The 13,232-nt window shown below is 42.3% G+C and carries 12 protein-coding genes; 9 read left to right on the top strand and 3 right to left on the bottom strand.

What is annotated here, in order from left to right:
• Window positions 1-109 precede the first annotated feature (109 nt).
• A complete protein-coding gene (locus tag LC605_RS05625) occupies window positions 110-1,570 on the bottom strand; it encodes a TM0106 family RecB-like putative nuclease (RefSeq protein WP_229546585.1) in 1,461 nt (486 codons plus the stop codon).
• Between the two features lie 408 nt (window positions 1,571-1,978).
• Here LC605_RS05625 and LC605_RS05620 point away from each other — a divergent pair, with 408 nt between their 5' ends.
• The 9 genes from LC605_RS05620 (at window position 1,979) to LC605_RS05580 (ending at window position 9,500) form a co-directional block, all read left to right on the top strand.
• Window positions 1,979-3,172 (top strand): aminotransferase class V-fold PLP-dependent enzyme, encoded by a 1,194-nt coding sequence (locus LC605_RS05620; protein WP_229546584.1) that lies wholly within the window; start codon window positions 1,979-1,981, stop codon window positions 3,170-3,172.
• Between the two features lie 228 nt (window positions 3,173-3,400).
• Window positions 3,401-4,483: a glycosyl transferase gene (locus tag LC605_RS05615; RefSeq protein WP_229546583.1), complete on the top strand. Its 1,083-nt coding sequence runs from the start codon at window positions 3,401-3,403 to the stop codon at window positions 4,481-4,483.
• A gap of 27 nt (window positions 4,484-4,510) precedes the next feature.
• Window positions 4,511-5,008 (top strand): hypothetical protein, encoded by a 498-nt coding sequence (locus tag LC605_RS05610; protein ID WP_229546582.1) that lies wholly within the window; start codon window positions 4,511-4,513, stop codon window positions 5,006-5,008.
• Window positions 5,005-5,265: a hypothetical protein gene (locus tag LC605_RS05605; protein WP_229546581.1), complete on the top strand. Its 261-nt coding sequence runs from the start codon at window positions 5,005-5,007 to the stop codon at window positions 5,263-5,265. The genes LC605_RS05610 and LC605_RS05605 overlap by 4 nt, the downstream gene beginning before the upstream one ends.
• 131 nt (window positions 5,266-5,396) lie before the next feature.
• Window positions 5,397-5,810 (top strand): secondary thiamine-phosphate synthase enzyme YjbQ, encoded by a 414-nt coding sequence (locus tag LC605_RS05600; protein WP_229546580.1) that lies wholly within the window; start codon window positions 5,397-5,399, stop codon window positions 5,808-5,810.
• A gap of 413 nt (window positions 5,811-6,223) precedes the next feature.
• Entirely contained in the window at window positions 6,224-6,973 is a 750-nt protein-coding gene (locus LC605_RS05595; protein ID WP_229546579.1) for a hypothetical protein, read from the top strand.
• Between the two features lie 167 nt (window positions 6,974-7,140).
• Window positions 7,141-7,950, top strand: a complete 810-nt coding sequence (locus LC605_RS05590; protein ID WP_229546578.1) for a Nif3-like dinuclear metal center hexameric protein — start codon at window positions 7,141-7,143, stop codon at window positions 7,948-7,950.
• A 391-nt stretch (window positions 7,951-8,341) separates the two neighbouring features.
• Window positions 8,342-8,551 carry a hypothetical protein gene (locus tag LC605_RS05585; protein WP_229546577.1) on the top strand — a complete coding sequence of 70 codons (210 nt, stop codon included), beginning with the start codon at window positions 8,342-8,344 and terminating at the stop codon, window positions 8,549-8,551.
• 637 nt (window positions 8,552-9,188) lie between these two features.
• A complete protein-coding gene (locus tag LC605_RS05580) occupies window positions 9,189-9,500 on the top strand; it encodes a DUF6679 family protein (RefSeq protein ID WP_012408115.1) in 312 nt (103 codons plus the stop codon).
• Between the two features lie 339 nt (window positions 9,501-9,839).
• Here the strand turns inward: LC605_RS05580 and LC605_RS05575 are convergent, their stop codons facing one another.
• Entirely contained in the window at window positions 9,840-11,510 is a 1,671-nt protein-coding gene (locus LC605_RS05575; RefSeq protein ID WP_229546576.1) for an MBL fold metallo-hydrolase, read from the bottom strand.
• Between the two features lie 625 nt (window positions 11,511-12,135).
• On the bottom strand, window positions 12,136-12,603 hold the full coding sequence (locus LC605_RS05570) for a DUF29 domain-containing protein (RefSeq protein WP_229546575.1): 468 nt from the start codon (window positions 12,601-12,603) through the stop codon (window positions 12,136-12,138).
• Window positions 12,604-13,232: the final 629 nt, after the last annotated feature.

The following is a 13,232-nucleotide window of genomic DNA, read 5'->3' as shown; positions in this document are numbered from 1 at the left end:
CAAGAATAAACTAAACTATATTACGAAACGTAAATAGACGTTAAACCCTTATAAATGACCAAGGACAAATGACAGCCTTAGCCAGTTAGCTTTATTTGCGTCGCTCTACTTAAGTTAGTCGCAAACCATATTGATCTTGAAAAAAGTTGACAAGCCAGTCTTTGACTTTATTGGTGGCGCGGCAATCATCTTCGTTGTAGCTTTGGATACTTTCTAGTAAGGTGCGATCGCCTGTTTCTAGCCACTGATCATACCAGTAAATACATTTGGCACCACTAGCTTCTTTTTCTCGCCACTCAAATCCTAACCAACGAGCGATCGCTTTTAGGGCATAGCTTTCTACGGGTAAGGCGACACTTTGGGTTAATTGCTCATAAACATCCACAAATCGATTCAGTACAGGACGCACCGAGGAGGATGGAGTGTGGTAAAGCTTTGCAAGGCGTTTGACTGTATCAAACTCGTAGACACAAAAATGATAAATTGGGGCTTCGGGATATTGCCAAACCAAATCCAAAAATTGCTGCCAAACTAATTCTTCTTCTTCTGGTTTATCTGCTAAAAACGAATAAAATTGTTCTGTGTTGGCAAGTCTGTCAACAACCAAAACTCCTAAAAGATAATTTAAATCTAAGTCTGGTTGTGCCTCAATATCAAAATAAATCTCTATGGGTGCTGTGAATGTAATATTTTTTATTGGTAGCGGGTAGGGTAAAATAAGCGGTCGTTTTTCTAGTGTAGATTGAGCTTGCACTACCAACTTAGGCGCGACTTCACGATCGAAACCAACCAAGTTTTCTAAAGTAGCGGGACTGGTGTTAGCAAGAGATTCCACTGTGGTGATCGCTAAAGCTTGGAGTTGAGTGTAGCGAATGGGTGTTACGCCTGGTAACAGTGAGAGATGTTTTTCAGATTGAGCGATCGCATAACATTGACTATACCAATGACAGAGATTGCACTTTTGCCTAGCAATGAACACCTCTGGCGGATTCGGTAACTCTAAAACTTCAATAAACTCCTCCAGAATTTGCTGCATCCGTGGTGTCCATTTCAGCAAATCCACAGGATAATTTCGATCTTTGGTACGCAATATCAGCCAAGCTGTTTCTGGTGTAAATTCCTGTACTGTTGCCAATACTTGGGTGTGAAATGCGGCAACAACTTGATATTCTTGTTTAGGGCGCTTACCCAATTCAATACTAGCCGGAACGTACATCCAATCTCCAAAGGCGGACTTTCCTGGCCGTTTGACGAGTAAATCTGGACGACTTAGCAGGGTGTATGCTTCAGAATAAGTTGCTAACAGCACTCCTTTATAGATGTATTCAACCCCACGCTGCATCAATTCTAAAGTTGTAGCCTCAGCCACTTCCCAGTTTCCGTATGAATAATCTGGTTGGTGATAAGTTATCTCTGCCAAAGTACTCAGTTGATGAGTGATTTTGTCCTGTTGCAGTTTCTGTAGCAACTCATTGGGAGCGTCACGCTGACTTTTGTCACCGTGGATATCTAGAAAAGGCCGGCGTTTACAGCGTTGATATTGCAGTAGGAGTTCAGCATTAATTAGCATCCTCTTAAGTTAACAAGAATTAGCACACTCTGGCAGGAACTCAGACAATTAATAATGGAGGGGGAGCAGAGGTCATACCAATTTAATATGAAGCTGCATAATAAAGAACCCCACCCTAACCCTCCCCGATTTCGGGGAGGGAACTGGATTTTCCCCTCTTTGCTCTTCGTTCGGGGATTAAGGGGAGCCAGTGCGGGGACAGGGGTCTCCCCTTCGTTGTGCATCTGGCGTGTGGGGTCAAATTCTATGCAACTTCACAAAGAATTGGTATCAGTAGCTATAATTTAGCGAATTGTTATAAATTGGACTCGTGAATGAGTTTTTGATACTCATTAGCAAGGCTTAGAATTTCACTCTTTTATGTCCCATGACCAATGACTAATCTAAAATCTAAAATCTAAAATTGATATGACTAGTATTTCTGCATCACCAATCAAGCTGCATCGCCATCGAGAGCAATTTCCCGCTTTAGCGAATAAGACTTATTTCAATTATGGGGGACAAGGGCCGATGCCCCAAAGGGCAATGGATGCGATCGCCCAAACTCAAGCTCATGTCCAGCACATAGGCCCCTTTGGTAATGATGCATATCGCTGGATAGCGCCTCAGACTCAAGCCGCAAGAGAGGCGATCGCTTCCGAGTTAAACGCACCATCTGAAACAATTACCCTCACACAAAATGTCACAGTTGGCTGTAATATTGCCATGTGGGGTATCCAGTGGCGTGCTGGCGACCATCTGCTGCTCTCAGACTGCGAACATCCAGGCGTGATAGCCGCAGCACAGGAAATCTCGCGAAGATTCGCTGTAGAAGTTACCACCTGTCCTCTGAAGGTGACTTTAAATCAGGGCGACCCCGTAAAAGTGATTACCCAGCACTTACGCGCCAATACCCGTCTTGTGATATTGAGTCATGTTTTGTGGAATACTGGTCAAGTTTTACCTCTTGATAAAATTGTCGAAGTATGCAGAAATAATCATTCTGCACTACTGATAGATGCTGCTCAATCTGCTGGTTTATTACCTTTAAACTTGACAGAATTGGGAATAGATTTTTATGCTTTCACTGGTCATAAATGGTTATGTGGCCCTGCCGGTGCTGGTGGCTTGTATGTCCGACCAGAAGCACGAGAAAACCTGAAACCTACGTTTATTGGCTTAAATGGCATTGTTGTAGATAGTCAATCTCAGCCTATAGGTTGGCTTCCAGACGGGCGACGGTACGAAGTGTCTACATTAGCCTATCCTCTATATCTTGGGTTAAAGGAAGCGATCGCCATCCATCAGCAATGGGGAACCTCACAAGAACGTTACGAGCAAATTTGTCAAAACAGTGAGTACCTCTGGCGACAATTAATAGCGTTACCCGACATTAAATGTTTGCGAACTTCCCCACCCGAAAGCGGTATAGTTTCTTTTCAACTAATAAATAATCAGCCCCAAACTCATCTCAAATTGGTAGAATTTTTAGAGTCACAAAAAATATTAACTCGGACAATTGCCGATCCTAGCTGTATACGTGCCACCGTCCATTACTTTACTTTAGAATCGGAAATCGACTTATTGGTTGAGACAATTCAAAGTTTTTGCAAAACCAGTTAAACATTAAAACTTTAGGACTTACGCAAAATATCTCTCAAACTCTGATTTCTCCGTGACCTCTGTGCCTCTGCGGTTCGTTATTCCCGAAATTGTGCGTAAGTCCTAAACTTATATAGCAATCCTATCTGATTTGTGAAAAATAATTTTTTATAACGAATCGCTATAAACTCCTAACTCCTAACTCCTAACTCCTAACTCCTAACTCCTAACTCCTAACTCAACTATAAAATGGAACGCCCAATCTTATACTTAGCCATAACTAACCACGGCTTTGGTCATACTACCCGCACCGCATCCATAGCCGCAACAATTCAAAAGTTATATCCAGAAGTTCTGCTAATTCTAGCCACTACTGCCCCACGCTGGTTGCTAGAGTGCTATATAGAAGGAGATTTTATCTATCGTCCCCGCGCATTTGATTTGGGTGTGGTGCAAAAGGATAGCTTGACAATGGATAAAGTAGCGACTTTAGAAAAGTTGCTAGATATTAAGAAGCATCAGAATTCACTGATTGCCTCAGAAGTCAATTTTATCTGCCAAAATCGCGTTAATCTCATTTTGGCAGATATTCCCTTCCTCGCTCCTGGGTTTGCCCAAGCTGCAAATATTCCCTGCTGGATGATCAGTAACTTTGGCTGGGACTTTATCTACCGGAGTTGGGGAGGTGAATTTACCGCAATTGCTGATTGGATTAGTAATTGGTACTCAAAGTGCGATCGCCTGTTTCGTCTGCCTTTCGACACACCCATGCAGGCTTTTAATCATATCACCGATGTCGGTTTAACAGGGGGTTCCCCCCGTTACTCTGCTGATGATTTACGCTCTATTTGGGGAATAACTGCACCAGTCGAAAAAACTATTTTGTTAACCTTTGGTGGCTTAGGTTTACAGCAAATTCCATATCATAACCTACGGCAATTTCCCCATTGGCAATTCATTACCTTTGATCAATCTGCCCCTGATTTACCTAATTTAGTCAAAATTAGCGATCGCAAATACCGCCCTGTAGATTTCATGCCCATTTGTCAGCGAGTCATGTCTAAACCTGGTTACAGCACTTTTGCTGAAGCCACACTATTAGGACTACCAATTGTTACTATGCCGCGTGAAGATTTTGCTGAAGCAACTTTTCTTATAGAAGGCATAACTAATTATAACCAACATCAAATTATTACCCCATCTGAGTTTTTTGAAGGGAGTTGGGATTTTCTACATGAGTTACCCCAACTACCAAAGCAATCGGAATTAATTGCTAAGGATGGTAATGAAGCGATCGCTAAAGCCGTTCTCAATTATTTAGACACGAAATAAAGTTATGCAAAACAACATAAATTAATAATGGAAGATCCGACAATAGACGAAGAAACGTTGGAATTAGCCGCTCAAGATGTGCGTCGAGTGCTAGAAAGGCAAAAAGAAGAACGGCAAATTTTAATCACCCAGATGAACATCCTATTTGTCACAAACAGCGCAATGCTAAGTTTTCTAACCATATCTAAGCTCATTACCAGATTCAGTCTCTTCAGTGCGGTAGAAATATTATTATTGTTCTTAAATTTTATGCTATTAATCTGGGCTTTATTACCACGTCAGTTTGTTATAAGTCCTAACTTAGAAACTGACGACTTTCAGAATAAATATTTAAAATTTTTACCTCAAGAATACAAATTACAGATGTTAGCCAACTTGATAGAGACTTATAATGGAAACCAGGAAATAGTAAATGATATTTCTCTAGGCTTGAAATATGCGACTGGTGTTACTGCTGTACTCGCTGTGGTTGCCTTGTCACATCAAGTAACGGTTTATTTCATTCCTGAATTGCAAAAACTATGAATACCAACCAAGACGATACAAAATCCTCTCAAGAGGGCCTGCTTTTACCTGAGCCAGATACCACTAACATTACAGTTTTGACTCATAATTTGCCTAACACACCTATAATCCCCTGGAATCGCTTTGATTCTCCTTCGCTAAATAAGAAATTAAATAAGCCAGAGCAATCAGCTAATAACGGCGCAAGTGTGGTAATAGTATTTCTCGTTGTTTTAGTAATTGCTGCCGTGTTAGGCATTATTTTATTGCGTGGTTAATAATCCCGTCTGAAAGCGCTTCTTTTCAAGACCTACTCAGTCTAGAAATACCTCAACGGTGGAACGATGGCAACATCCAGCAGATTGAACCGCTAATTAGCTCTTACCAACATCAATAATTACTGTTTTAAATGACTCACTACCAAAAGTTACTAAAAATTACTACCACTGGTAAATCTTTTTATAACATCACTGCAAAAATTGAAGCTACAGTTGCAGAGTCAGGAGTTGAAACTGGTCTTTGTACTCTATTTTTACGTCATACTTCAGCCAGTTTAGTCATCCAAGAAAATGCCGATCCTGATGTTCTTGTGGATCTAGCTAATTTTATGGCAAAACTCGTGCCAGAATCAGGCAAATATATCCACGATGCTGAAGGCGCCGATGATATGCCGGCACATATTCGTACCGCACTCACTCACACTTCTGAACATATCCCCATTAATCGTGGTCATCTAGTACTGGGAACTTGGCAAGGAATTTATATTTGGGAACACCGTCAGCGCAGTCATTTAAGAGAATTAGTTGTTCACGTTTCTGGGTAGATATTTCTGAATGATCGCAGGGCTATTTCATTCTCATCTAGCCCGCCTCAGAATGAATTCTGAGTCTAAGAGGATGTTTGAAAAGTCCTCTTCTCGGTAGCAAAACGTTCTAGATCCCCCTAAATCCATGCCACTTGCTCATGGGGGAAACCCCCAGTCAAGGCAGTGGCTACCGGATAAATTGGAACACTGTTAATTCCGATCCCCCCCTTTTGAAGGCATAGGGGGGATCAACAAGGGGATGAGGGCTATCAAGGTTTTTGCACATTTGGGATGCTCCCAATTAACCAGATACATACTAAATAATTAATGTAAATTTATAACTTGAAAAGTTAAGTTTATTGATAATTATTTAATCATCTGATTATTTCGATATACACTAACATTTAGTGTAAGCTGCCTGGGCTATTTCAATGAAGCAAGAAGTGACACCAACTCCTACTTTTCAATTGATTGATGAAATACTTGCCCAGGAATCTATTAATCTATTGTCACTTAATCCGCAAAAGACCTTAATTACCAGTTTTGCAGAATTTGGAAATTTGATTACAGAACAAAACACCGATATTAAAGTCCTCACAATCCTTCAGGAAACTCTTGAAAGCATAGTCCGTACTCAGTTGCAAAACTTCCCAGAAAATATCTTCTGGGATTTTGATTTTCTCGTAAGTAGTATGCTTAGGCAGGCTTTAATTGCAGATGAGGGCGCTGTTTCTTTCTTAAAAATTTTTGGTGAAAAAATGGTTTCACTGACGGAGATGTTCGGAAAGAAAACGGAAATACGCTTCCGTTATGTTCACGATTTTATGTATGGATTTGAGTGGGCAAGATGGGTACAAAAAGAGCCACAAAATCGCGCCCATGTAGAGCCTTTTAGTCTGTTGTTTTTGGATTATTTGCTTGTGAAAGGTCAAGAACTTTTACAACGGATTAATCATGGTCAGCTCACATCTTATAAACTCTGTGACACCGGCTACCGCAATCCCTTCACTTTTTCTCGTGAACCAGAAGATGAATATCGTCTGCTAACTTATCTTGCTGAAGAACAACTTATCCCAGTGGCAGTATGGAACTGGAATGCTAGCCCTGTGTGGAACAAACCTTTTCAAGAAATGCGCCAGCAATTAGCACTAAAATTAAATATTAAACCACAGAAGCGCTGATTAGCAATTAAAAATTAAAATTGCTGAAAAAAATAAGTAGAGCGACGCAAATAAAGCTAACTGGCTAAGGCTGTCATTTGTCATTTGTCCTTGGTCATTTATAAAGGTTTAAGGTGTATTTATGTTTCGTAATATAGTTTGGTTTATTCTTGCCGACTTACTTAATTATGAAAATTGCTGATTTAATTACTTGGTTTGAAGCATGGGCAAATCCAGCTTGGTGCGAAAGCTGGGATAATTGTGGCTGGCAAATCGAGCCAGGAATTTTGCCGGAAAAAGCACGAGTTTTGGTCTGTTTGACACCAACTTTGGCGGTAATGCAAGAAGCGATCGCACATAAGGCTAATCTGATATTTGCTCATCATCCCTTGATTTTTACTCCTCCCAAATCTTTACGCAGTGGTGAAGCGATCGCCGAAATGGTACGGTTAGCCTTTACCCACAATATTGGTATTTACACTGCTCACACGAATTTCGACCAAGTGCAGGATGGTACTGCTGACGTTTTGGCTCAGATTTTAGAACTCAAAGAAGTTACTCCCATAGTACCTACACAAGGGGGATTAGGATATGGTCGTGTTGGTTTGCTAGAACCATTTCTGACATTACAGCAGTTACTTACGACAATTCAAACCCGACTTGCTCCTCCTAATTTGATTTTTTCACCAAGTGCTGATTTACAGCAAATAATTTCACGAGTTGCTGTTTTGGGTGGTTCGGGAGGTAGTTACATTTCGGCCGTCGCCAAAACTGGTGCGACAGCTTATCTGACTTCTGACTGTAAATTTCATCAGTTTCAAGAAAGCCGCGATGCCTACGGCGGGCTGGGCCTACCCAATCTCATTTTAATTGATGCCGGACATTACGCTACCGAACGTCCAGCTTGCGATCGCCTGGTGCAAAAATTCCAGTCCTTAAACCTAAACTGGGTGCAATTAAGTCAAAACGATGAAGATTTTCGCCAGTTTTTTGGTTGATTAAGTAGAGCGACGCAAATAAAGCTAACTAGCTAAGGCTGTCATTTGTCACTTGTCCTTCTTCATTTATAAGGGTTTCAGGTGTCTTTACGTTTCGTAATATAGTTTGATTTATTCTTGCCGACTTACTTATAGCAAGTAAATGAAGCTACGCACGGCGTCTTGTAGAGAGCGTCATTACTTTCCTTGTGCCGAGCGACTCCCTTAAGGGCAGTACAAGTCAGGGCGAGTCGAAAGGAATCGAGGTATTAAGAATTATTTTAGTGGTGTGATCAAAATCACTGACTAATCGTAACGCTGATCACATCGGATTAATGTTTTATATCAATTAATAAGAGAGGGAAATATTTGGATACTAGATTAAGAAATTGCTCACTTTGCCCTAATCAAGATGATTCGCGCACTCATAGCATCTGCTTTTGAAACTGGATATCTTAGTGCTGAATCTGAGGGTTTACTCCATCAAGTGCTAACCACTAAATCCTGGAAAGAAGAAGATTTGTCAGCCCTCCTAGCCCTATACAATGCAGTTCGCACAGGTCAAATTAAACGAGAAGCGTCCTCGTCGAGTCTGCTGATGCAATTTCCCCCCACCCAATAAATCTTGCTGAGACTTCCACAGAAGATCGGCGGCGGAGGGTAATTTTATCAGGGTATTTCCCCTCTGCCCCCCATCTTCTGTGCCCCTCTTCTTTTTTCCCCTACTCCATCGACTTTTTCTTAATTATGATTAGGCAAAAACCTTAAAAACTCAAAACTCTTTGGGTGTTGTTGTTCAAAAGCATCAAGGTCAGCAAAAGAATGAGTTAAGATCAGATACAAGTGGGTAAAAGTAAAGCCAAGTCCCCGGACTTCCCAGTGATGCCAATGATTAAAAGTAGGCAAGTCAAACAACCGCAGTCAACGATTGTTTTGGAGTATTCTTTATTACATAATGGGAAGAATGACTCACCAGCAAATATGAACCTGGTTAGGACAGGTACTGGATTATTTGACTTCTATGAAGCAAACATTCCTTAAAAGGAGCCGGAAGGAGATTGAGTTCATTGCCAGAGCAAGCCTTGATTGATGACCCAATATTTCTCATATTTTGACAACTACAAGCAAATTTGGGAATTGGGTCATGAAACGCACTTGTTCTAAACGGTGAAATTAACCTCTTAAAGGTGTAATGTAATGGGGGAGAACCCCGATTTTGACAGGTTTAACTACGTTGTTTAAAAAGGCAGAAACAGTACATGCTACACCGCAAGATTTATCAACTGTGTTGCGATGGGCGCGAGGTATGTGTTTTCTTGCGGGACCAGCAACGCTGGATTGAACGCGCCCGCATCATCGACATAGAGGGAGATTTAGTGACCCTACGCTATGAAACCGAAGAAGAGGACGAAGTTTGTTCTTGGGAAGAAATGGTTCGCCTCGAGAGCATTGGTGCTGTAACCCAAAAATTGGCTTCAGTACCACGTGGGAATGTGGAACCTCTGATGACAGAAGACTGTCCCGAAGCTGAACGCATCCACAACCGTTACACTGACTCGAATCCAGAATAATCACTGCTGACTTACTGTTCGCCTTTGGGGTTTCCCCTTCTCCCAAAGGGCTACCGTGTATACACAAGTTGGCAGACCTCTCCCCAAACCCCTCTCCGAAGCGGAGAGGGGCTTTGAAGATTGGCTCCCCTTCCCTTGAAGGGTTGGGGCTGTTCTTGTTAGGACTGAAAGGGCTTTGAGCAAAATAAGTCACTTGTGTACACACCGTAGCTCCCACTCGTGAGAGGCTAGGGCCAAGGAGAAGTTCAGATGGCTGTGGCAAACCGCAAAACCGTCTACGGCGGGAGCCGCATTTCTGACTTTTCGCTGAGTGCTGAGTAACAAATCCTAACTCAGTACTTAGGACTCAGGACTAGATAAACCTTCAAAGGCAGGACAGTAACCTTCGAGAGTTACCTTAAAGTTATACAACGGGGAAGCTGGGTTCCAACACCTCTGTCCCCTTTGATGTCGGCAAGTACCGCAACAGTCCACATCTGTCCATGTATAGCGATCGCTATTTTGATTGAGCAGTTCTCGTTGAGACAATCCCCTCAATACTAGTTCTTCCCCTTGCCAACGAGCTTCGATTAAACCAGTATCGGCAAATTGTTGCCAACGCGGATCAGCAGTAATCACATCGGTTAGGGTGATTGTGATTACTGTTCCCAACTCTGTCAGTTCGCCTTCGTAGTTAGTCTCTGGCGGTGCGGGTTGTAAAAATATGTCACCAATAGGCAGTTCTACTAAGGTGTTAGCCGCCGGCGAATGTACATGATAGCGGTTTTGCAGCTCCTCTAAACTAGTCAGGTCTGCCAAGTAGGCAGGAGAACCGTGGACAAAAATGACGTGCTGGGGTCGCAAATTATGAATTAACTGCGTAGTACCAGGGCCATCACTATGTTGAGCTAATAGGTAAGTTTCAATAGTGGTGGGTGCTAAATATTCTTTGTTAACTTTTATATCAATTCTTTGTGGTAGAAGGATCAGCCAAGGGCCCGTATCTAGTTGACAGTGTTCACCCAAATCAGATATAGAGTCAGTGAGGACAATACAAGGTGACTTGCCCACAGTGGGACGATGTTCTGGTTGTAAACGCCGCACGCGGGGACGCACGCGTTCATCCCAAAACAAGGGTTGATGGCGGGCGAAGTTCTGTACCGATGGGGGCAGATAGGGTAGCAGTTCTAGATAGGCATCACACCCAGTGGCCACAGCACCATCTACCCAGATATCTAAATCTTGTCCGGTGAAGTGGTGATGTGACCGCAAAAGCATTAATAATTCTTGACCCAATCCTAAAGCCGGGGTGGGAAGGATTACAGAACAATGGTCAGCGATCGCGCGATTAATTCGCTCTGCTAGTTGATTTTCTTGGTTGCGGCGGTGAGGATGGCGGGATGTGCCATAACTGCCTTCAATAATTAGCACATCCAAATCTAAGCCCCGCAGTTCCTCTAAACGCAAACCTTCTACCAGCCGGGAATTTGACAGGAAAAAGTCACCTGTATACAGTAGTTTGTACGTACGCTGCTTGGTGGTGTAGGTAAGTAAAATTGCCACTGCCCCTGGTAGATGCCCTGCGGGAAATAATTCTGCCACCAGACCATCTTGGAATTCCACAGGCGATCGCAACGGTAAGGCATGGCAAAATTGGGAAATTTTCTCAGGATCTTGGTCTAGCCAATTCAGTGGCAGTAACTTACTGGTTACTTCGCTACCATAAATAGGTAACTTCGGAAAAGCTTTATGCAGTGCTAGTAAGCCTCTGGCGTGATCTGGGTGAGCGTGACTAATCAAAACTAAATCTGCTGGTAGGGGCGAACTAGCTTCACGGTTTGACTTAGTAACCCCCTTAGCCAGCGATGAAATATCTTCCATACCACAGTCCAACAGGATGCGGTGTGGCCCCATCTTCACCAATAAACACACGCCCTCATCGTCATGCTGAACACTATAGGGTAAACATTCTAATTCACTACCCAATTCCCCAGCATCTACGCGAGAGGATGCCGATAGATTATCCCTCATGCTCTCCTCCCCTCAAACCTCATCATCATGGACATATCCCAAAAGCCAAAAGTTACACAAATTTTGGTTTTGTGACTTAGGGGTAAGTTTGATCGTGCGCCCCTACACCCTGAGAATACAGATTTTTGATTGGGGAGGACGCCTTCACCGAACCCGCACTGGTTCGGAAAGGTGGGCTAACGAAAAGCCACTAAGCTAATAGCTCAAGGAGTTTGGCTCTTGTTTATTTTCCCTTTGCAAGTTCTGAGCTATCTTAGTCAACTCACTCTACAGCAAGTTGCCAAATGGTCTACAGATTGATCTCAGTGGGCCGAGCCATTGCCGTGATAGTTATCAGAATCGTAGAATCCGTTTTTCGTGCCAAAGAATAGGCATGAAACCGTAAATATAACCGTTAATCCGGCCAGAATCAGCTTTACATCCATTTGTTTGCTGCCCTTTAATCAAGACTTTCCTATATTAATTTAGTGCTTCCGCAAGCAAAGGGAATCACTAGAAAATCTTTACTATGCTTATGTGGATTGGGCAATAGGTAAATTTACCGCAATCAGTCAGATTGTAGAACCTTTCGGTTCACCTGTCTATCCATTTAGACGTAAATCAATATGACAGCAGGAGCAATCCTCTACAGCCCGTAAAAATCCTCATCTAAAATCTGGTCAATGGAAAAAGGACAAACGGTAGGATATTCACTTTCTTGAGGTATCTGAACCCCAAACTTAGCTAGCTTACCTTCCTTAATGGCTAGCTTGCGAGCATCTGGGTAGCCTTTTTCCACCGCCTCTACCAAAAAACTTTTTAAAGAAGGAGTATCTGCCAAATTATTGATAACTTGCTGACGATGTTCAAGTATTGAGCTACACCAGCTTCCTTTCATGCTATCGGGGACATGATGCTGAACGTGTAACTTGAGTAAATGCGCCAATAAAATTGTCAGATTGCTTTTGAGCGCATTTTTTTCGGCTTTACCCAAATCAACTAATTCCTCAATCAAATGCTGAGTATCCAACGCCTCAAATTCATGATTTTGTAACTGTTGAATGGTTTGCTCAATCCATAATTGCAAATCTTGATCGTATAGCGGGTTAGGCATTGCTCAGATCAGCTCCTAGTTACTGACTCGATCATAGCGATGAAAGCGATCGCACTTAGAGGTTGTTTGAAAAGTCTAAATTATTACTTGCCCTGGCGACTAGAAGTCGCGGCTACACAGACGAAACCCATCTACGTGGGTTAAGAAGCTTGATTTTGTGTTAGTCCGCGCAGGCGGACTTTGCTTGTGTAGCCGCGATTTCCAATCGCCCAAAACTTTTCAAACATCCTCTTAAGGGCAGTACAAGTCGGCACAAGGAAAGTAATGACGCTCCTGCGGACACTCGAAGACTCGCTACCGCTAACGTAATTCGTAATTAACGCACATATAAAAATGTTTGATTTAATAAATATCTCACCATGAATTTCTAGATAAATTCTAATTGTTCTTTCTTGTCTGTGTGGGACAAATATGTGTAGAGACGTTGCAACGCAACGTCTCTACATTGGTAGTACAAATTATATCATCTAAGTAAGTCGGTGAAAATAAATTAACCTATGTGATGAAATGTAAATAGGCTTGAAACTCTTACCAATGAGAAATGACAAAGGACAAATGACAGCCCTTGCCAGTTAGCTTCAATTGCGCCAACCTACTTCAGTAAGAAATTGAGCTTTTTGAATGCTTAG

This window comes from Nostoc sp. CHAB 5836 (assembly GCF_020829445.1).
GTDB lineage: Bacteria > Cyanobacteriota > Cyanobacteriia > Cyanobacteriales > Nostocaceae > Nostoc.
The sequence above is the reverse complement of the archived record's forward strand: the minus strand, read 5'-3'. Positions and strand labels throughout refer to the sequence as shown.

Bases quoted from the DNA above. Each gene is read 5' to 3' on its own strand.
- LC605_RS05625 (WP_229546585.1), bottom strand. From the start codon at position 1,570: ATGCTAATTAATGCTGAACTCCTACTGCAATATCAACGCTGTAAACGC.
- LC605_RS05620 (WP_229546584.1), top strand. From the start codon at position 1,979: ATGACTAGTATTTCTGCATCACCAATCAAGCTGCATCGCCATCGAGAG.
- LC605_RS05615 (WP_229546583.1), top strand. From the start codon at position 3,401: ATGGAACGCCCAATCTTATACTTAGCCATAACTAACCACGGCTTTGGT.
- LC605_RS05610 (WP_229546582.1), top strand. From the start codon at position 4,511: ATGGAAGATCCGACAATAGACGAAGAAACGTTGGAATTAGCCGCTCAA.
- LC605_RS05605 (WP_229546581.1), top strand. From the start codon at position 5,005: ATGAATACCAACCAAGACGATACAAAATCCTCTCAAGAGGGCCTGCTT.
- LC605_RS05600 (WP_229546580.1), top strand. From the start codon at position 5,397: ATGACTCACTACCAAAAGTTACTAAAAATTACTACCACTGGTAAATCT.
- LC605_RS05595 (WP_229546579.1), top strand. From the start codon at position 6,224: ATGAAGCAAGAAGTGACACCAACTCCTACTTTTCAATTGATTGATGAA.
- LC605_RS05590 (WP_229546578.1), top strand. From the start codon at position 7,141: ATGAAAATTGCTGATTTAATTACTTGGTTTGAAGCATGGGCAAATCCA.
- LC605_RS05585 (WP_229546577.1), top strand. From the start codon at position 8,342: ATGATTCGCGCACTCATAGCATCTGCTTTTGAAACTGGATATCTTAGT.
- LC605_RS05580 (WP_012408115.1), top strand. From the start codon at position 9,189: ATGCTACACCGCAAGATTTATCAACTGTGTTGCGATGGGCGCGAGGTA.
- LC605_RS05575 (WP_229546576.1), bottom strand. From the start codon at position 11,510: ATGAGGGATAATCTATCGGCATCCTCTCGCGTAGATGCTGGGGAATTG.
- LC605_RS05570 (WP_229546575.1), bottom strand. From the start codon at position 12,603: ATGCCTAACCCGCTATACGATCAAGATTTGCAATTATGGATTGAGCAA.